General features: G+C 36.1%; 12 protein-coding genes. 2 read left to right on the forward strand and 10 right to left on the reverse strand.

What is annotated here, in order from left to right; translation table 11 throughout:
- Nucleotides 1–2: 2 nt before the first annotated feature.
- Nucleotides 3–917 (reverse strand): DnaJ C-terminal domain-containing protein, encoded by a 915-nt coding sequence (locus EL260_RS19615; RefSeq protein WP_123857206.1) that lies wholly within the window; start codon nucleotides 915–917, stop codon nucleotides 3–5.
- Between the two features lie 93 nt (nucleotides 918–1,010).
- On the opposite strand from EL260_RS19615, the gene EL260_RS19620 reads away from it, so the two are divergent.
- Nucleotides 1,011–2,210: a dicarboxylate/amino acid:cation symporter gene (locus tag EL260_RS19620; RefSeq protein WP_123857207.1), complete on the forward strand. Its 1,200-nt coding sequence runs from the start codon at nucleotides 1,011–1,013 to the stop codon at nucleotides 2,208–2,210.
- 23 nt (nucleotides 2,211–2,233) lie between these two features.
- Here the strand turns inward: EL260_RS19620 and EL260_RS19625 are convergent, their stop codons facing one another.
- The 3 genes from EL260_RS19625 to EL260_RS19635 form a co-directional block, all read right to left on the reverse strand.
- Nucleotides 2,234–2,617, reverse strand: coding sequence for a DUF779 domain-containing protein (locus EL260_RS19625; protein ID WP_123857208.1), 384 nt, complete (start codon nucleotides 2,615–2,617; stop codon nucleotides 2,234–2,236).
- 72 nt (nucleotides 2,618–2,689) lie between these two features.
- Complete coding sequence (adhP, locus tag EL260_RS19630; protein WP_123857209.1) at nucleotides 2,690–3,724, reverse strand: alcohol dehydrogenase AdhP; 1,035 nt, start codon at nucleotides 3,722–3,724, stop codon at nucleotides 2,690–2,692.
- Between the two features lie 244 nt (nucleotides 3,725–3,968).
- Complete coding sequence (locus tag EL260_RS19635) at nucleotides 3,969–5,498, reverse strand: aldehyde dehydrogenase family protein (protein ID WP_123857210.1); 1,530 nt, start codon at nucleotides 5,496–5,498, stop codon at nucleotides 3,969–3,971.
- Nucleotides 5,499–5,678: 180 nt separating this feature from the next.
- Between EL260_RS19635 and EL260_RS19640 the strand changes: the two genes are divergently transcribed.
- Nucleotides 5,679–6,605 (forward strand): AraC family transcriptional regulator, encoded by a 927-nt coding sequence (locus EL260_RS19640; RefSeq protein WP_123857211.1) that lies wholly within the window; start codon nucleotides 5,679–5,681, stop codon nucleotides 6,603–6,605.
- Nucleotides 6,606–6,735: 130 nt separating this feature from the next.
- On the opposite strand, the gene EL260_RS19645 is transcribed toward EL260_RS19640, so the two are convergent.
- From EL260_RS19645 to EL260_RS19670, 6 genes are all read right to left on the reverse strand, one after another.
- On the reverse strand, nucleotides 6,736–8,202 hold the full coding sequence (locus EL260_RS19645) for a RagB/SusD family nutrient uptake outer membrane protein (protein ID WP_123857212.1): 1,467 nt from the start codon (nucleotides 8,200–8,202) through the stop codon (nucleotides 6,736–6,738).
- 14 nt (nucleotides 8,203–8,216) lie between these two features.
- The gene (locus EL260_RS19650; RefSeq protein ID WP_123857213.1) at nucleotides 8,217–11,018 is read right to left on the reverse strand and encodes a SusC/RagA family TonB-linked outer membrane protein; all 2,802 of its coding nucleotides are present in this window, start codon (nucleotides 11,016–11,018) and stop codon (nucleotides 8,217–8,219) included.
- A gap of 561 nt (nucleotides 11,019–11,579) precedes the next feature.
- On the reverse strand, nucleotides 11,580–13,100 hold the full coding sequence (locus EL260_RS19655) for a RagB/SusD family nutrient uptake outer membrane protein (protein WP_228445544.1): 1,521 nt from the start codon (nucleotides 13,098–13,100) through the stop codon (nucleotides 11,580–11,582).
- A gap of 78 nt (nucleotides 13,101–13,178) precedes the next feature.
- Nucleotides 13,179–16,064, reverse strand: coding sequence for a SusC/RagA family TonB-linked outer membrane protein (locus tag EL260_RS19660; RefSeq protein ID WP_123857215.1), 2,886 nt, complete (start codon nucleotides 16,062–16,064; stop codon nucleotides 13,179–13,181).
- 416 nt (nucleotides 16,065–16,480) lie between these two features.
- On the reverse strand, nucleotides 16,481–17,809 hold the full coding sequence (locus EL260_RS19665; RefSeq protein ID WP_123857216.1) for a hydroxymethylglutaryl-CoA synthase family protein: 1,329 nt from the start codon (nucleotides 17,807–17,809) through the stop codon (nucleotides 16,481–16,483).
- 234 nt (nucleotides 17,810–18,043) lie between these two features.
- Nucleotides 18,044–20,554, reverse strand: a complete 2,511-nt coding sequence (locus tag EL260_RS19670; protein WP_123857217.1) for a M1 family metallopeptidase — start codon at nucleotides 20,552–20,554, stop codon at nucleotides 18,044–18,046.
- Between the last annotated feature and the right edge of the window lie 3 nt (nucleotides 20,555–20,557).

The raw sequence follows: 20,557 nt of genomic DNA on the forward strand, positions 1-20,557 counted from the left end.
GCCTAGGAATTTTTAAGTTGTTCAAAAAGCTCTCTCTGCTTATCGGTAAGGTTAACAGGCATTTTCACTTCGTAGGTTACAAAAAGATCGCCATGTTCCCCGTCTTTCTTATAGACAGGAAAACCTTTACCTTTCAGTCTTACAGTCATTCCGCTTTGGGTTTCCGGTTTTACTTTAAGATTAACACTTCCATCCAGTGTATTTACTTTTACGTCTCCTCCTAAAACTGCGGTATACAAATCAATAGTAACTTTTGTTTTAAGATCATCACCTACTCTTTCAAAATCAGGATCTACAGGAATATTGAATGTGATATAAAGATCACCGTTGGGACCACCATTCACTCCCGGATTTCCATGACCTTTTAATTTAATTTTCTGCCCATCAAAGACTCCGGCAGGAATCGTAATTCTTACTTTTTTGCCATTGATTTCAAAAGTTTGAGGATGAGTTACGGCAGCATCTCTTAAATTTAGGGTTAATTCTGCCTGTACATCCTGTCCTTTGAACTTTCCTGAAGCTCTTCCTCTTGAACTTTTACCAAAGCCTCCTGAAGAACCGCCAAACATATTTTGGAAGAAGTCTGAAAAGTCTTCACCTTCACCAAAGTCTGCCCCGGAATAACCACCACCGTAGTTCTGCTGATGCTGATACTGTCTTTGCTGCTGCTGAGCTTTTTCATACTCTTCACCATGTTTCCAGTTTTCTCCGTACTTATCATACTTTGCACGGTTATCCGGATTGCTGAGAACTTCATTAGCTTCATTGAGCTCTTTGAATTTTCTTTCTGATTCTTTATCATCAGGATTAAGGTCCGGATGTAGCTTTCTGGCCAATTTCCGGTAAGCCTTTTTAATATCATCCTGTGTTGCGCTTTTATCTACGCCCAAAGTTTTATAGTAATCTATATAAGCCATAGAAACGATGTTTACTCAAATTTATGAAATTTAGGTCTGAAAATTGCATAACAAAGTGTTAAAAATAAACCTATCTTTGATAAAAACCGCTACATGAAAGAGGTACTGAAAAACTACTCCGGAATTATATTTTTACTTCTGGGAATCACAATCGGAAGCATTATAGGAATCGTTGCTCCGGGTTTTGTGGAATACATTAAACCGTTGGGAGACATTTTCCTGAATCTTCTCTTTGTAAGTGTTGTACCTTTGGTCTTCTTTGCTGTATCTAATTCTATAGCATCTCTGGAGCAGCAATCTAAATTCGGGAAGATTATTCTTATTATGGCGCTTACCTTTCTGTTCTTTATTCTTACTGCTGCTGTATTTACGATATGTGCAGTCTATCTGTTTCCGGTTTCCGGGGTCTCAGGAAGTTCTGAAATGATTACAGAAGCGGCAAATGAGGACAATTGGGGAAATAGAATTGTAAGTTTCTTTACCGTGGGAGAATTCACTGCCTTGTTTTCAAGACAAAATATGCTGGCACTCCTTATTTTTGCTTTCATGACAGGTTTTGCAGCCAGAAAAACGGGAGAAGCAGGAAAACCTTTCAGAGTTTTTATAGCATCAGGATATGAAGTGATGAAGGAACTTCTTTTATTGGTGATGAAACTGGCCCCTATTGGGTTGGGAGCTTATTTCGCCTACCAGGTTGCTACATTAGGACCACAGCTTTTTGGATTTTATGCTAAACCTTTAGGGTTATATTATGTGGCGGGAATTATTTATTTTCTTGTTTTCTTTTCCATTTATGCGTTTATGGCGAGCGGACAGAAAGGAGTGAAAAGTTTTTGGACTAATGCTATTTACCCAACTCTTACTGCAATAAGTACCTGCAGCAGTTTTGCCACTATGCCTGCCAATTTACAGGCCGCATCTAAGATTGGAATTCCTAATTCCATTGCTAATCTGGTAATCCCAATTGGGACAACGTTACATAAAAACGGGTCTTCCATGTCATCAATTATTAAAATCTATGTAGCTTTTTTAATTATTGGAAAAGATTTCTTTGACCCTGCCAACTTACTTTTAGCTTTGGGCATCACTGTTTTTGTAAGTATTGTAGCTGGTGGAATTCCTAATGGTGGATATATTGGGGAAATGTTAATGATTTCGGTTTATAAATTACCTCAGGAAGCTATTCCGGCGGTGATGATTATCGGAACCCTGGTAGATCCTTTAGCGACTGTTTTGAATTCTGTAGGAGATATTGTCGCCGCCATGTTCGTCAACCGGTTTGTCAAAGATTGATGAATAATATCAAATTTTAAAATTTATTCGCTTCTCTTTACCGCCTCAAGGTTTTTATATTCTTCAGGAGTAAAAAGCCTGTATTGTACTTTGAATGTCTTTCCGAGCGGAGTTTCTAATGAGAAACCTCCGGGTCCGAAACCGTCTGTCACATCAAGGGTAAAATGGGAATATTTCCAATATTCAAAAAGATCACGGTCTATCCAGAATTCGTGTCCATTAATTGTTCCAATCATGGCATCATTCATTCTTGGGAAAAAGCCTCCTTTTTCGAAACATTGTGGTTGAGTTCCTTCACAGCAGCCTCCTGCCTGGTAAAACATGAGAGCACCATATTTTTCTTCAAGTTCACGAATGACTTCAAGAGCATTTTCTGTTGCAGAAAGTCTTGTTATTTTTGTTTCCATTTTATTGTTTTAAAGGCATTTATAAAAGATCCCGGAAAATAAACTTTTAACCGGGATCAATCACTTCATTATTTAATTTGAGCCTGCAATATCTAATACGATTCTGCCATCGATCTGGCCTTTTTTCATTTTATCAAAGACATCATTAATATCTTCTAGTTTTGCTGAGGTTACTGTAGCTTTTACTAGTCCTTCATTAGCAAAGTCCAATGCTTCCTGTAAATCTTTTCTGGTTCCTACAATGGATCCTCTTACGGTAATTCTCTTTAATACAGTTTCAAAAATCGGAAGTTCAAAAGATCCGGGCGGCAATCCATTGAGAGCAATAGTCCCCTTTCTTCTTAAAACATCTATCCCTTGTTTAAAAGCAATTGGTGAAACAGCAGTAATCAATGCCCCATGCATTCCTCCTACTTCCTTATGTAAATACTCGCCAGGATCTGTATTTTTTGCATTAACAACCAGATCTGCGCCTAGTTTTTTTGCCAATTCAAGTTTATCATCTGCGACATCAATAGCAGCTACATGCATTCCCATCGCTTTTGCATATTGGACTGCTACATGTCCCAATCCGCCAATTCCTGAGATGGCAACCCATTCCCCAGGTTTGGTTTCAGTCTCTTTTAGTCCCTTATAAACTGTTACTCCTGCACATAAAATGGGAGCAATCTCCAGAAAGTTTACATCTGACTTTAAGTGTCCTACATATCTTGAATCTGCAATCACATATTCCGCAAATCCTCCGTCTACGCTATACCCTCCATTTTTCTGAGCTTCACAAAGTGTTTCCCATCCTGTAATACAGTAATCACAGCAACCGCAAGCACTGTAAAGCCATGGCACTCCTACTGCATCGCCTTCTTTTACAAAAGCTTCAGGCCCGCAAGCTACTACAATTCCTACTCCTTCATGCCCGGGAATAAGCGGCATTTTGGGCTTAGCCGGCCAGTCTCCGTCTACTGCATGTAAATCTGTATGGCAAACACCGCAGGCTATAACCTTTACCAGTACTTCATATCTTCCAGGGGTTCTAACAGGAACTTCTTCAATCTTCAGGGGCTGGCCATAGCCTTGAACTACCGCAGCCTTCATCGTTTTTGGGATCATATTTTATTTTTTGGATGAGTTTTTATCATAGTTATTTGAGTAATTATCCAATTCTCATTTTTAAAATTTACTTTTTAGTGTAGTATGTATATTAATAGTATTCTTTTTGCGTGAGGGATAGTAAGGGCGGCGAGGAACGAGCCGGTGCGCAATGTAATGAAGCACCAAAACGCAGTGAAGCCCTGCATAGCCCGACCGTTTGCCTTGGGAAAAGCCAAGGCAATCGGGCACGTCCTACATAATATTAAAAGAAACCTAACTTATTTTTGTTATAGGAGATCAGCATATTTTTAGTCTGACGATAATGATCTAGCATCATTTTATGATTCTCCCTTCCAATTCCGGATTGCTTATATCCTCCAAAAGGAGCTCCTGCCGGATATGAGTGGTATTGATTTACCCAAACTCTTCCTGCCTCAATTTGACGTGGAATATTGTATAGCTGGTGTGCATCTCTCGTCCACACTCCTGCTCCTAATCCGTAGATAGTATCATTGGCAATTTTTACCGCATCTTCTTCATCCTTAAAAGTAGTAAACGCCAATACAGGACCGAAGATCTCTTCCTGGAAAATTCTCATTTTATTATTTCCTTTGAAGATTGTTGGCTGAATATAATATCCGTCTTCCAAGTCTTCTCCAAGGTGATTTACCTCTCCTCCTACCAATACTTCAGCGCCTTCATCTACCCCCAGCTGGATATAGGAAAGGATCTTTTCTTTTTGAATTTTTGAGGCCTGGGCTCCCATCATTACAGTTTTATCCAATGGGTTACCTACTTTGATGGCTTTTACCCTCTCAATCACTCTTTCGATGAAGGCATCTGCTATCCCTTCCTGAACCAACAGTCTTGACGGACATGTACAGATTTCTCCCTGATTAAGAGCAAAAAGAACAGCACCTTCAATGGCTTTATCTAAGAATTCATCATCAGCATCCATCACAGAGTTAAAGAAAACATTAGGTGATTTTCCGCCCAACTCCAGCGTTACAGGAATAATATTTTCTGTTGCATACTGCATTACCAAACGTCCTGTAGCTGTAGATCCGGTGAAAGCTGCTTTGGAAACTTTAGGATTCGTTACCAGTGCTCTTCCAAGCTCTGCACCGAAGCCGTTCACAATATTGACAACTCCAGCGGGTAAGAGATCTCCTATCAGTTCCATGAGGATCATAATAGAAACAGGAGTACTTTCTGCAGGCTTTAAAACCACGCAATTTCCAGCAGCTAATGCCGGGGCCAGCTTCCAGGTTGCCATAAGAATCGGGAAGTTCCATGGAATAATCTGAGCAATAACCCCCAGAGGCTCATGAACGATCAGAGATACGGTATCTTTGTCTAATTCATTGTGAGACCCTTCTTCTGAACGGATAACAGATGCGAAATACCTGAAATGATCAATAGCCAGAGGAAGATCAGCAGCTAGAGTTTCTCTTACTGCTTTACCGTTATCTATGGTTTCTACTGTGGCAAGGTATTCTAAATTTTGCTCTATCCTGTCTGCAATTTTATTAAGAATAATACTTCTTTCTGTTGCTGATGTATGCTTCCAAGTCTGAAATGCTTTGTCAGCTGCATCTACAGCCAGCTCCAAATCTTCTTTAGAGGAATGGGCTACCTGGGTAAAATTCTTACCGTCAACAGGTGAAACCACGTCAAAATATTGCCCTTTAACGGGAGGTGTGAATTTCCCGTCAATATAATTATCGTATCTGCTTTTGAACTCGGGACGCTGTAGAAGAGTCGTTGATTTTGTTTCTGTAAGAGTACTCATATCAGTATTTATTTTAATTTTTCAATACTGCCAAATTACACGGATGTGTGAACAACCCATAGCACAATCGTATAAAAAAAGTGCAAAATAGTACAGAACTTAATTTTATTATTTTCTTAACAGCAACGTTGATTCAAATTTATTATATTTGAGTCACTGCCCTTATCAAAAAATTTAGAAATGAATAACAATAGTAAGATTTTATTAAATACTCCTGAATTACGTAAGGAAAACCAACTATTGAGTCTTGTTGAAAACCAGACAAAATTCAATCTAAATAATTGTGAGTTCAGTATCTACGAAACGCATAAAACGGCTTTTGGAGTGAAACTTCATTTTGAAAATATTGCCTTTACAGCAATGCTGAGAGGTAAAAAACATATGAAGCTGGATAATAAGACCAATTATTTTGACTATTTCCCTGGTGAAAGCATTTTAGTAGCTCCCGGTGAAACCATGGTTATTGATTTTCCTGATGCTGACAACACTCCTACACAATGCATCTCTTTAAGTTTGAATCATGATTTTATAGAGGATTCTCTTAATTATTTAAACTATCATCTCCCCAAGATAGATGAATCCTCACAATGGAATATTCAGCTGGATGAATATTTTCTCTTTAACAATCAGGCATTGGCATCTGCCACCAACAATATTATGAGAATCGCTATGGATGATAATTCCCAAAAGGATATCATGGCCGATTTCGCATTGAAAGAACTTCTGATCCGGCTTATGCAAACACAGGCCAGAAGTATGGTGGAAAGAAATATTGTAAAGAATAAATCGAGGATTGGATTTGTAGTGGATTATATTAAAAGAAATCTACACCAGAAACTGTCTATTGAGAGTATTGCGAAACTTGCTTATGTGAGTAAATCGAATTTTTTCAAAATGTTCAAAGATGAACTAGGTACTTCTCCGAATGATTTTATTCTACAGGAAAGAATCAGTAAGGCCAAAGAATTACTGGCTACTCAAAACAGCATTAAAGAAACAGCCTACCAAACAGGATTTTCGGATACCAATTATTTTACCCGGGTTTTTAAGCAGTTGGAAGGAATAACACCGAAGAGTTATCAAAATAGGATGATTGTACGAGAATAAAATTGAATAGATTGAAGACATGGGTTTATACCATCCTTTTTACTTCATTTAATTCTGATTATCAAATTCAAATAAAAAAAGAGCTCCATTTTCATGGAGCTCTTCTTATGTATATTAAAAATATTAATTCTTAATAACCGTCATTCTGCTTAATGTTCGGGTTAGCCTGAATTGCATTGACAGGAATTGGCCATTGCCATAAATCGCTAGTAGATGAAAGCGTTTGGGTAAGTGCTTTTGACCCACTACCATCAGCAATATCTCCTTTACCAGATCTTTGAACGGAAAGACCTAATCTTTTTAGGGTATACCATCTGTCATTTTCAAAGGCAAGCTCTAATCTTCTTTCTTTCAGGATAGCATCTAAAAGAGCCGATCCAGCTTCTGTTCCAGGAGTAAATGAAGTATATCTTTCTTTTCTCAACTGGTTTAGTAAAGTAAGAGCTGTCCCTGCGTCGCCTGATCTGTAAGATGCTTCTGCTACGTTCAGTAATACTTCAGCAGTTCTCAGATATTTAACTGGAACAATGTTCACTGGTCCACCGTTACCTGCATATTTTGTAATATGGTTGTACATTTTTTTGTTGTACAAAGCTGTAGTAAAATAAGTAGTTTTTCTTACGTCATTAGCAGCAAAAGAGTTGAAGAAAGCATAATCTGCAACAAATTCTGATCTGTATTGACCGTCAATTAACTGGTTATAGGCAACCCCTACTGTATTACGCTCAGGTGCTGCATTTGAGATCTGGAATAAAACTCCGTCGGCAATTTTAGCCAATCCTTCGTTTTCTTTCCAGATTCTGTTGAAGTTATCCAACGTTGTAACACTTGGTGAAAGTCCTAATGCTAACTGACCATATTTTACAGTATTAGCATAGTCTCCCATGTAAAGATATACTCTTGATAATAATCCGTATACAGCAGCTTTACTGAATCTTCCTTTATCAGCGTCATTCTGAGTAATTTTATCAGCAGCAAATAATAAGTCATTAACTACTTTTGTATACGACTCAGCTACTGATAAACTTCTAGATGAATTATTATTCAAAGGATTAAAAGATTCAGAATAATAAATACCGTATTGGTTCTTTGCTGATGATTTTTGTGTAGGGATTACAGAGTAAGCTCTTAAGATATCGAAATGAGCTGCTGCTCTGATTGCTCTAGCTTCAGCCTCTATATTATCTTTTTGAATACCAGCTAATACTCCATTATTTAAATAAGAAAGAACAAAGTTAGCTCTGCTTACTACCGCATATGCAGCACTAAACAACCCTGTCGTCTGTGAATTATCTGAAGAGAATTCAAAGTTTGAAGCTGCAGCGTTAGAGTTTCTTCCTCCATCTGAAATAATAAGGTTATCTGTAGTAAGGTCACCCATAATAAGCTGACTACCTGTATCACTAGTATAATAACCTCCGCTTTTAAATGCCGTATAAGCTCCATCTAAAGCCTGTCTGAAAGATTCAGGTCTAGTCATTGCCTGCTCCTCTGCTTCATTCACTGATGAAATCTGATCCAAATTTCTTTCACAAGACGTTAACGATACAAAAACAGTCAACGCAGCTAAACTTATTTTTATTATATTCTTTTTCATAAAGCTATTCAATATTAAAATTCTAATTGCATTCCTACCATGATCGTTCTTACAGCAGGATAAGTATAAAGGTTAAATGATCCTGGAACAAATAATGATGTAGATTCGCCAGATCCTACAGAAATTTCAGGTTCTCCGTGGAAACCAGTTACTGTAAATAAGTTCTGCCCCTGTACAAACATTCTTAGTTTATTAATTGGTGAATCTTCTCCAAGAATTTTTTTATCAAATGTATATCCTAATGTAAGGGATCTTAATCTTAAGTAGTCTGATTTTTCAATCCACTGATCAGAATCACGCAAACCATTAGAGTCTACTCTTTGTAATACATCTGTATCACCTGGTTTTCTCCACATATTAGCTGCTGATTGCGCCATGTTTCTTCCTGCTTTCGCTTGAGTTGGATCATTAGCAAGTAAATACATGTTGTTATATGTATATCCTCCTAATTTGAATGTGAAGTCTGCACTAAAATCAAATCCTTTATATTGAAGGGTAGTTCCGAAACCTCCAAAGCTTTTTGGGAAAGGAGATTTATCTGTAATTGGAACGGCATTAGAAGCACTGTATGTTTCAGTAATTTTTCCTTCTTTATCGTAATATTGAGCGTTTCCATTTTGAGCGTTTACTCCTGCAAATCTAACATTATAGAATACATATGGAGTTTCGCCCACTTTAAGATAAGTATATCCAAGGTTTCTTTCAGTCTGCCCGTCTGCTAGCTTATCAAGAGTTGATTTTTGGAAAGAGATATTAGCACGTACAGTCCATTGGAAATCTTTCTTTCTGATCACATCTAAGCTTAATTCAGCTTCAAGACCTCTTTGAGTCATATCTCCCGCATTGATATACTGATAATATGATCCTTCCTGCTTATCTAATGGTACTAATTGTACGAAATCTTTTCTCTTGTTTTGGTAAACTTCTACAGATCCACGAATTCTTCTTTTCCACATTGCAAAATCAACCCCCGCATTGGCTACCGCATTAGATTCCCATTTCAGATTCGTATTACCAATAATGTAAACTTTTTCAGAAGAGTTATAGGTTCCAGGGAATAAAGCTGCATTATTTCCGTATAAATCGAAACCAACATTGGCTACGTTGTAATAATCAGATAATGAACCGTCATTTCCGGTTGTACCGTAAGAACCTCTAAGTTTTAAGTCGTTGATGAAACCACCTTTCATGAAGTCTTCTTTCGCAATGTTCCAAGCAGCACTTGCTGACCAGAAGATCCCGCTCTTGTTATTAGCTCCAAATCTTGAAGAAGCATCTCTTCTTAATGATCCTGTTGCTAAATATTTACCTTCATAATCATAGTTTACCATACCTGCTAAACTGAAAAGAGTATTTCTGATTTTAGTTCCGGTAAATGTATTTCTGTCAGAAGGAGTTGTGATAGATGGAACACTAAGTGTAGTAGATTTTAATCCATAAGCACTTGCATTCAATGATTCAGTGAAGTTGTCATTATATTCGATAAATCCTAAGAAATCGAAATTATGTTTTCCGAATGATTTCTTATAATTTAATGAGTTGTTCCATGTATAGTTAAATCCATATAATGAGTTTTTTGCTAATGAACCTGTAGGAATCTTGTTGGTAGTTAAATCCAGGTTAGATCCCTTTTTCATCCAAGTGGTATTCATGTACCAATCGTAAAGCCCGTTGAAATTAGTTTTAAATTTCAATCCGTTCGTGATCTTATATTCTCCGAATAAAGTTACCGGGATTCTTAACCTTTGATCTTCAGATCTGTTATTACGAATCTGCTCTACAGTGTTTGAACCCGCTCTCATTTTTTGGTTGTAGCTTCCATCTGGGTTGTAAATAGGCTCATATGGAGCATACTTATACATTGCCGCAAATGGGTTCTGTGTATTATTTCTGTCTCTGAAGTTTTCTGTAACCTGATATTGAATACCAATGTTAACTCCAACATTTAACTTTTCGCTTAATTTATTTGTAAATCCAAAGTTACCTGTATATCTCTTAAGTCCGTCCACATCTCTAAGGATACCGTTATCAGCATCATAGCCCAATGAATAGTAGAATGTACTTTCTCTGGATCCTCCCTGTGCACTGAACAAATAAGACTGAATACTTGAAGGTCTCAACAGGTCTTTTTGCCAGTTGTGATCATAAACAGCAAGTGCATTAATTTCATCTTGAGATCTTGGCGTTACACCTAAATAACCTAACTCATTCTGGTAGTTCATTAACTCCCTGGAATTCATCATTGTGAAGTTTTTGTCCTTCAGTTTTTCACTGAAACCGAACTTACTTTCAAATGAATAGTTAGTTTTTCCAACTTTTCCGGCTTTCGTAGTTACTACAACTACCCCGTTTGCCCCTCTCGCACCATACTGAGCTGTAGCGGCAGCATCTTTAAGTACGGAAATTGATTCTACATCCGCTGGGTTGATTGCACTGAATTGTCTAGCAGTCATATACATTCCGTTTACTACATAAGTAGGCTCGGAAGATCCACCAACACCGGCAACCCCTCTTACCATAATGGTAGCAGTAGAACCCGGCTGTCCGGTAGCACTTTGTACATATACCCCTGAAGCTCTACCTTGTAGAGAGTTTCCGATAGATGTTGTAGGAGAGTTTCTTCTGATAGCATCACCACTTACAACGGCCTGAGCCTGGGTAATTTCATCTGCTTTTTTCTTCTGATATCCAGTAACGATTACCTCATCGATCTTATTCTCCTTCAGAATAGAATCATTCTTAGATTTTTGCGCATAGGCAGCTTGTCCTAAAAAAAACAAAGCTCCAGCACTTAATACATGTAACTTCACATTCATATTAACAGATTTTAATATATTCAAGGGGACAAATATGTTAATAAATATTAACACCATCAATTTATTAAAACCTGAAAACCGCCCACCAGATAAGGATCATTCGCAAATAACTCTAAAAAATGATAAATAAAAAATTCAATTCTATTTTAAATTTTATCAAATACCAAAGCATTTTATGCATTAGTGGGATTTTAAAGAAAATCAAAATAAAAATTAAAGTACATTAATTTAAAACATTTAATGAAAAAAATTAACAATAAAATTCACATAAAAGAAAAAAATAAAATAAGCACACTCCGATTTTTAGCCAAAAAAAGTAAAAAAAAAACTACTTTTTCTTAAAACAACATGAAAAATAACCTGACAAAAATCAGGAAGACTACTAAAAAGGTAGTCTCCGTGAAAATAATATTAAAAATCTGTTAATATATGATATCCAAAAATCAGTCTAAACCAGCTTACTTTTGAGAATAATTTCTGACTTTATTTTTGCCATTTAGTTTATATTTTCTACAAAATAAATAAACTGTTTTTTTTAAACCAGCCTTGGAATTCATTTTTTTACCAACCTGGATTTTGTTGAGCCGCAAGAGTGGGATTATTCACCACTTCATCATTTGGAAGTGGCCATAAAATTCTGAAATCTGTTTTAGGAATCATTGCAACCCCCAATGGTCCTGTATATGGAGTCCCTAAAGCAAAAGACGCTCCAGTAGGCATAGCATTTGCCATTTTAGCAGGAATACCAGGAGTAGGTACTAAATCATCATATAGTAACCTGTGGATATCTCCCCATCTCATCCCTTCTCCTAAAAATTCAATTCTTCTTTCTGTTATAATAGCATCTACTAAAGAAGTAGCATCAGTAAACGAAGCTGCTGTATATTGCTGAGTAGCAGGATTAGCCAACGACCTGTTTCTCACTTGATTCAACTGAGTAATTGCCGTTGCTGCATTACCCAGTCTGGCATTAGCTTCCGACATAGATAAAAGCACCTCAGCATACCTCATAATCGGAGATCCATCTGATAAATTAGTAACATCTTTATACTTATTGACAAATTTAACTCCTGAAGAAGCAGTTCTTACCATTGTCGTTTCTTCTCTTCTTTTATCATCAGCTAACCACCTAGGATTTCTCCAGATGATAGGACTAATACAAACTAATGATCTATTATTATATATAGATGCTAGCCCCGCATTAGTCCCCGGATTTGTATTAGCAGAATTTTCAATAGAAAAAATAGATTCTGAATTATTATAATTATTTGTAAATGGTTGACTAGGAGAAGAAGTAAGCGAATAAACCGAATTTAACTTCGCTCCCTCAGTAAGGACTTTTGACCAATCTCTCATATTTAAGTAAGCTCTAACTTTCAATGCAATAGCAGCTTCTTTAGTTGCTCTTGTAATCTTGATATTGCCAACTCTAGCACTATTACTTACCGTCAGGGTTTCTGCCATATCTAAATCAGCAAGAATTTTTGAATATGTTTCTGCTACTGTTCCTCTACCTACTTTAAGAGCTTCATCAATTGTACTAGGACTAGTAATTGCTGTCACTCGATAAGGTATTCCCGGATGAGTTGCACCAGACGTAAAATTATAGGGTCTGGAGAAATGTTTTAACAGCTCTAAATGAGCCAACGCTCGTAAAAAATACATCTCGCCCAAATAATTATCACGAACTACCCCTGTAATCACACCACTACCTCCTGCCTTTTTCAGCCCCTCTATTGCGATATTCGCTTTATTAATCAATCCATAAGCATTCATCCAATAATGAACATTATTAAGTGAACCACCATCATAAGTTGCCGTATATGTCAGTTGGTAAAAAGTTGCCGTATTCACCATATCTTCTCCACGCATATCATTCTGCTCTACATAAGCCGCCCCAAACACATACCCTCTAGGAGTATTCAGAGCATCAGGACTCGTTTTATAAATTCCATTTTGTGCAGCATTATAAACTCCCATTATAGAAAGATCAACATTCCCTGCTGTTGAAAAAGCTAAATTCTCATCTACATTATTGTACGGCTGCAAGTCTAAGGTTTCTCTATCTGAACAAGAGTTCATTATTGTCATTAATAACGATATCGATAAAATTGACACTCCTTTTTTTATTATATTATTTTTTTTCATTGTTATCTTAATTTATAATGAAACATTAAGCCCCATACTAAATACTCTCTGACGAGGTGTACCATTAAAATCTACACCAGCAGACTCCATTTCTGGGTCTAATCCTTTATATTTAGTAATGATAAAAGCATTTTGAGCCTGAAAATAAACCCTCAAACCTCTCACACCAATAGCCTTAAGAGCCTCCTTTGGAAAATTATATCCTAAACTAATCACATCAAACTTAATAAAACTAGCATCTTCCAAAAATCTTGACGAAGCATTACTTGTAGAATTACTAAGGGTATTATCTGCAAAAAATAATTTCGGAGTCATACCATCTCCTGGATTTGAAGGACTCTGCCATCTTCCCAAAATCTCAGTTGAATTATTGTTAAAATTCAATGTCATTAAATCTCTTCTGGTAGCATTAAATATTTTATTACCTCCACTAAATCGAACAGTTGTACCCAAATCGAAATCATAGAATCTAAATTTAAAGCTAAACCCTCCAAAATACTTTGGCAAAGAGCTTCCCAACACCTTTCTATCTGTTAATGCACTTAAATTAGCCGCTTTCGACACATCATTAGGATTAGAAGGATCAAATACTGCATAAACCCCCTTCCCCACAACTCCTTGAACCAAACTCCCATCTGCTTTGTAATATACAGGATTCCCATTAGCTGCATTTACTCCCCAGTACTCAAATCCATAAATAGATCTCAAAGACTCACCAACCCGGATAATATTATTAGCACTTGAGAAAATATCTGCATTATTATTTGCAAGAGTCAACACCTTATTTTTCATAAACGTAACATTCGCGTTGACATCTAATCCAAAATTTTGTGCATTAATCACATTGTAGTCTACTGAAAATTCCAGCCCTTTATTCTGCATATCTCCAATATTTTTAGAAATGCTATTATTAGGCACTCCAAGCGACAGTGCTAAAGGAGCATCCAAAATCATATCTGAAATCTTGTTTTCAAAATAATCAAATGTAAATCTCAATTTATTTTTAAACAATGCTAAATCTACTCCATAGTCAATTTTTTTACTTGTCTCCCATCGTAATTCATTATTCCCAATCTGCGAATACGCCAAGCCATTATAATTTGCATATTTTAAATTACTAAATAACCCTAAATATGGATAATTACCGATATCAGTATTTCCAACTTTGGCATAAGAAGCTCTTAGCTTAAGATCAGATATTACATTACTGAAACGCTGCATAAAGTTTTCTTTACTAACAGTCCAACCCGCAGACACTCCTGGAAAGTTCCCCCATTTATTTTTCGACGGCAAAGAAGACAATCCATCCCTTCTAACAGATGCCTGTAAAAAATATTTACCATTATAGTTATAGTTAAACCTCGCTGCGTATGACAATATACCTTGTTCGGTTATTCCTCCTCCTGATTGTGGAGTCCCAATAGAACCTGAAATAACTCCATTGTTAAAAAACGTATTAGATAAATCTTTTCCACCACCATAAAAGCTTTGTAGTTTTTGCTTTTGATATTCGTTTACCAATACTAAGGTGACATTATGCTTTTCTGCAAATGTTTTATTAAATGTCAAAATATTTTGGATATTATTTCTTAGATAATCTGAAAAATCATTTCTGATTTCACCATTTCCTCCCTGCCCATCACCATGTACTGGGTTATAATAATAAAACCCTTTGGTTTGAGACTGGTCAGCACTCACCTGAATTCTATAATCTAAAAAAGGATACAGTCTTATATTTGCATATACAGACCCAATCAATCTATTTACACTGGATTGCAATTTATTATGATCAAGCACATACATAATATTGGTAATATTATCTCCTGCTTGCAATAAGTTCTGCCATCTTCCTACTATCCGGGGATCTTGAAAATCGATATTGTATCCTGTTGGATGATTTGGGTTATAAATCGGAGTGTTAGGCAACTGTTTAATTGCGTTATAAATATTACCGGAAAGTGAAGAAGATCCAGTATTTAAACCCACATAGTCTGTTTTTGTAAAACTGAGATTCGTTCCGATCTTCAACCAATCAAAAGCTTGATGATCTATATTTGCCCGGGTAGAAAATCTTTTCATTTCGTTAGGTATTGCCACTCCCTCTTGCTTTGTATATCCTATAGAGGTATAGTAATTGGATTTACCAAATGAACCCGAGGCAGACAAAAGATTATCTGTCTGAAATGCAGCTGATCTCAAAACCGCTTTTTGCCAATCTGTATTATATTCTGTTCCCACAGCAATAGCAGAAAGTCCCGCATTTGATCTTTTTTCATTTGAAATTGCTATAAACTCTGGAGTTTGAAGTAATTTATACAAACCCACCGGCATTGCATACCCTGCATAGTTACTGAAATTCAGACTTAATCGTCCTCCTTTTCCTTTCTTAGTAGTTATCAGAATTACACCATTAGCTGCTCTTGAACCGTAGATTGCCGTTGCTGCCCCATCTTTTAAAACCTCGAAAGATTCAATATCATTTGGGTTGATATCACCCAATCCGTTTGTTGAGGTTTGCCCTCCAATATCCCCTGAAAAAATCGGAATACCATCGACAATATACAGAGGTGATGTTCCCGAATTTATGGATGCCACTCCTCTAATCCTTACCCTAGGAGCTTCTCCCAACACTCCTGTAGTACTTGTAATTTGAACCCCGGCAGCTTTACCAGCCAGCTGTTGTTCAAAACTTGGAGCAGCTATATTGGCAACATCAGCAGCTTTAATAGAAGTTACAGCTCCTGTAATTTCTTTTTTCTTCTGAGTACCATATCCTACTACCAGGACCTCATCAATTTCCTTTGTGGAAATCGTATCCTTTTTTACCTTTTGCGCCATAATGCCCTGTCCTATAAAAAATAGAACCCCAGCACTTAACACAGATAATTTTCCATTCATATTAACAAATTTTAAGATATTCCGAAGACAAATATGTTAATAAGAAAGAAAGTTTCAAATAATAAAACTCTATTAAAAAATAGATAAAGATTAATATTTTACAATAAAAACATTTAAATAGCGAAAAATTAAAACCAATTTCAATTAATTAATGAAAATAAGTACATTTAATTTAACTTTAACATAATATTAACAACAATTAAATTTTCAATCAGCATTAATTAAAAATTAAATTAAAATGAAAAATATTAATTAAATAACATGTTTAAATGAATAAAATTCAAATTCACAAATGATTGATTTGTGTTAAAAACAACAAATTACATAGTAAATCAATAAAAAAATACCTAAAAAAGCTATAAAAAAATCAAAGCATTCCAATTTTAGGAATGCTTTCAATAAAATCAATAATATCTCTATTTTTGATAGCTATAATATCTAGCCCCTATTAAAACAGGATTTTCAGCTTCTATGGAAGTAAGACCAAATCCTTTATAGTCCGGATTCACAGAGTGACTTAGCTGCTTTCTATGAAGTTTTTCATAGGTTTCAAAATCAATAGCCTTTCTATGGTTAAGATTTTCAAATAAATTCCATTTTTCTACTACAGCTTTCCAATTAGCAGATACTTTACCAGCAAATACCTTTGATTTTGAACCGCTGCCGTATCCCAGGAATCCAATTTCTTTTCCGGATAGCTCTTCATTTTCGTTAAAGGAAGTCTGTAGACCAGAAAGAAATGCCATAAAAATAGAAGCTGTATACATATTCCCTATTTCTGAAGATGCCCTTTGAGTCTTTTCAATAGCCGAATTAATCAACTGTATATAATTTTCCGATTTAGCAACAGCTTTCTGTTCGTCCGGAGTTTCGTAGGAAATTCCATTTTCGAGGCTGTAGATTTCTGTAAAGACTCTTTTTCCATGGAAAGCGTATGGAAGATGGAAAATAATATACTTCCAATCCTGATAAGGTTTTTCCTTACCTGCAATCTCTTTATAATGTTGATAAGCTTCTTTTATTCTATCCTGATAGCACTGATTGGAATATTGCCCATCAAAAACTGGTTCATCAGTAAAGATTTCTATTTTATCAGGATACACCTCAGGCGCACCATTCAAATCTTCTTTTATATATTGCCTTCTTGGTTTGAAGAAATCAAAAACACTTTCTGTAGCGACTCCCCAGTTATTTTCAATCTCAAGAAGATCAGGCTTTGCAGAAATTAATAGAGCAACAGCTCCACCTCCCTGAGTATATTCTCCCGAGGAAGCCAATTCATATTTTGCATAGTCACTAGCAATTACTACCGCTTTTTTATCTGGATTAACTCTTACAAAATCTAACGCATTATGTAGAGCATCTACTCCACCAACACAGGCAAAAGTCATGTCTACTACATCACAATTCCTAAAAACTCTTCCACCATATTCTGCTTCCAATACCTTTTCAACCATTTGCATTGCATAAGAAGCGGTTGGCTTTGCCGCATCCACAGCACTTTCCGTCCCTAGATAAATTCTTGAAATCTCTTTAGGATTGATATAATAATCTTTAATCAATCTTAACAATGCTTCCGCAGCAAAAGTAGCAGCATCTTCATGTACATCAGGCAATCCCATTTTATGAAGCCCCAACCCCTTCTCCAGTTTTGCCGGTTCTATGCCTCTTTTTTCAGCTAATTCTTTAATTTCCAAATATAAAGAAGGCACATGATAGCTCGCCGCCTCAATTCCAAAACTCATAATTTTTTAAATTTTAAACGAATTTATGAAAGATAACGCAAAAAACAGTACTGAAAATAACTGATTTTTGTAATATTATTAAAAATAAATAAGATGCAGCTAAATTTTACAAAATCACTTTTTCATCTTTTTCTTTTAGGTGTAAAATCCTTTCAATGTTGTAAGCAATACTTTTCAGAGCCTTCTATAAAAAGAGAGCCGGCATAATAGCCGGCTCTAGATCTTATTTATATATTACTTATAATTTTCAATGGTTTTGTTGATAATATCAATCTGTTTATTGATACTTGCTGCGTTTTGTGGATTTTGTTTCAGTAATTCCATTTTTTTACTTAAACCATCCTTCAGCATTTGCACCACCATCATTTTAGCCTGCGGATTATCTCCTATCTGATTTTTTGCATATCCTAAAATTTTGGTTACGCTTTCAGTTGCTTTTAGGTTATCAGATGACATAATCCAATTGTATCCTTCTTCTGCTGATTTACCCAATTCTGGATTCTGAAATTTGATAAATGGATAAAACGCGGCCAATGGAGCAATTTTTGGCATTTGAGAAATTACTTTATTTTTTACAATAATTGGAAGTAATTGTGCCTGCAAATCATCCGAAGCACCATCCAGATCTATTTTATCAGCTAATGAATTAGCTTTTGAAGGATCATTAGCAATAATAGCCCCTAACGAACTTCTTTTTATAGCATTAGAAACGGCACCCATTCCTTTTTCAAAGAGCGGAAGATATTTTTTATCTTTTGTTTTTGCCAAAGCAGCAATTGCTGCAGCCTGCGTTAATGTTTTAGGATCATTGGATGCTAATTTTTCAACCTCAGCTCCCAGGGCTTTCATTTGTTCAGGATTGCTAAGATCAACTAATTCCAAAGCCTGAATTCTCACTCTGAAGAACGGGTCTTTCAATGCTGCTGCCAATAATTTTGTTACAGCAGGACTTTTTCCTGTCTGATCTTTTATTCCCGCTAAAGCATTATATCTGTTTTTAAACTCTTTGGAATTTGTAAACTGTAAAAGATTCTGCTCAGGAGTTTTCTTATCAGTAATATCTGCCAATAAAACACCATCAGCATTAATATTTACCAGATCCGGAGCTTTGGAAACATCAAAATTGAATGTATTCTTTGCATCAGCGTTTACCCAAACATTATATCTCTTCGGCTTGCCGCTATCATAAACATCAATAGCCAAAGGAAATTCAAACATCTGGTCCTGGGTTTGATTAATCGTCACAGCAACTTGTTTTTTTACAGGTTCAAATGTAAATGAATAGTTGATCTTTGGATTTCCGCTTCCGAAATACCATTGATTAAAGAACCAATTCAAGTCTTTCCCGGAAACTTTTTCAAAGGAAAGTCTCAACTGATGAGCTTCTGCATTCTGATATTCATTAGTCTTCAGATAATCATTCATTCCAGCAAAAAAAGCATCATCTCCCAAATAGTTTCTTAGCATATTCAGAATTCCGCCTCCTTTCTGATAGGTTACCAGGTCAAATACATCTTCACGTGATGCATAATTGAATCTTACCAGGTTTTTATTAAAATCTGACGGATTATGAATGTATCTGTTCACATCAGTCATCAAGTGATAATCGGCTTGGTCTTTTCCATATTTATGTTCATTCCAAAGATATTCGGAATAATTAGCGAAAGATTCATTCACAGTAAGATTGCTCCAGCTTTCTGCTGTAACCAGATCTCCAAACCAGTGGTGAAACAATTCGTGAGCAATGGTATCTTCCCATGTATTCTCATCAATAAGCTGTCCCGGTTTTTGAAGAATATCACTACCGTGAAGCGTTGCCGTTGTATTTTCCATAGCACCACTCACATAATTTCTACCGGAAATCTGTGCATATTTCGCCCACGGATAATCATAATTCATTCTTTTAGAGAAAAAATCAATCATTTCCGGGGTATTCCCATAAATCTGTTTTGCGTAAGGTTCATATTCTTTCTCGATATAATAATCAACCGGAATGTTTTTCCATTTGTCTTTTACAATAGCATACTCTCCCACTCCCATGAAGAAAAGGTAAGTTGAGTGCCTCTTATCCATTACCCAGTGATCGGTTCTAAGTCCGTTGGATTCTTTTTGAGAATCTTTCAGTATCCCATTCGAAAGGGTCACATATTTATCAGGAACCGTCATATAGATTTCCTGTGTTGTCTTTTGATTAGGTTTATCAATGGTTGGAAACCACGCAGAAGACGCTTCAGTTTCTCCTTGTGTCCATATTTGTGTAGGAAGTTCAGGATCTGTGCCTTGAGCATTAATGAAATAAAGACCTTTTGCATCATTAATAGCTACGCTTCCCTGTTGTTTCACTTCGTTCGGACGTGAGGTATATTTGAGATAAACTGTATAATCCTGATTTCTCTGATAGGTTTTATCCAGTGTTATTTTCAGAATATCATCTTTATATTCGTATTTTAAAGGAGATTTTTTTCCATTATTATCAAGAGCTACTTCATGAATCAACATTGCTTTTGCATCGAGGATCAGCTCATTGGTCGCATAAAAATAAGGTGCGGCAGTCAGCCATTCTTCCCCATTCATCTGTTCTTTCTGATAGTCGAAGTTTACCTTTAGCTTTGTATGTTTCAGTTCTGTCACCTTGGTATGGGTAGCCCTGTACACTTTTTCTCTTCCTGAAGTTTCGGTTTGGGCTGATACATTAGCGGAAAACAAAATTCCAAGTATTGCAATCGATAAAATGGCCTTTCTCATCTG

The organism is Chryseobacterium nakagawai (assembly GCF_900637665.1).
Classification (GTDB): domain Bacteria; phylum Bacteroidota; class Bacteroidia; order Flavobacteriales; family Weeksellaceae; genus Chryseobacterium; species Chryseobacterium nakagawai.

Excerpts from the sequence above, each read along its gene's own strand:
- adhP (WP_123857209.1), bottom strand. The coding sequence starts at position 3,724 with ATGATCCCAAAAACGATGAAGGCTGCGGTAGTTCAAGGCTATGGCCAG.
- EL260_RS19615 (WP_123857206.1), bottom strand. The coding sequence starts at position 917 with ATGGCTTATATAGATTACTATAAAACTTTGGGCGTAGATAAAAGCGCA.
- EL260_RS19670 (WP_123857217.1), bottom strand. The coding sequence starts at position 20,554 with ATGAGAAAGGCCATTTTATCGATTGCAATACTTGGAATTTTGTTTTCC.
- EL260_RS19635 (WP_123857210.1), bottom strand. The coding sequence starts at position 5,498 with ATGAGTACTCTTACAGAAACAAAATCAACGACTCTTCTACAGCGTCCC.
- EL260_RS19640 (WP_123857211.1), top strand. The coding sequence starts at position 5,679 with ATGAATAACAATAGTAAGATTTTATTAAATACTCCTGAATTACGTAAG.
- EL260_RS19620 (WP_123857207.1), top strand. The coding sequence starts at position 1,011 with ATGAAAGAGGTACTGAAAAACTACTCCGGAATTATATTTTTACTTCTG.
- EL260_RS19655 (WP_228445544.1), bottom strand. The coding sequence starts at position 13,100 with ATGAACTCTTGTTCAGATAGAGAAACCTTAGACTTGCAGCCGTACAAT.
- EL260_RS19660 (WP_123857215.1), bottom strand. The coding sequence starts at position 16,064 with ATGAATGGAAAATTATCTGTGTTAAGTGCTGGGGTTCTATTTTTTATA.
- EL260_RS19645 (WP_123857212.1), bottom strand. The coding sequence starts at position 8,202 with ATGAAAAAGAATATAATAAAAATAAGTTTAGCTGCGTTGACTGTTTTT.
- EL260_RS19625 (WP_123857208.1), bottom strand. The coding sequence starts at position 2,617 with ATGGAAACAAAAATAACAAGACTTTCTGCAACAGAAAATGCTCTTGAA.
- EL260_RS19665 (WP_123857216.1), bottom strand. The coding sequence starts at position 17,809 with ATGAGTTTTGGAATTGAGGCGGCGAGCTATCATGTGCCTTCTTTATAT.
- EL260_RS19650 (WP_123857213.1), bottom strand. The coding sequence starts at position 11,018 with ATGAATGTGAAGTTACATGTATTAAGTGCTGGAGCTTTGTTTTTTTTA.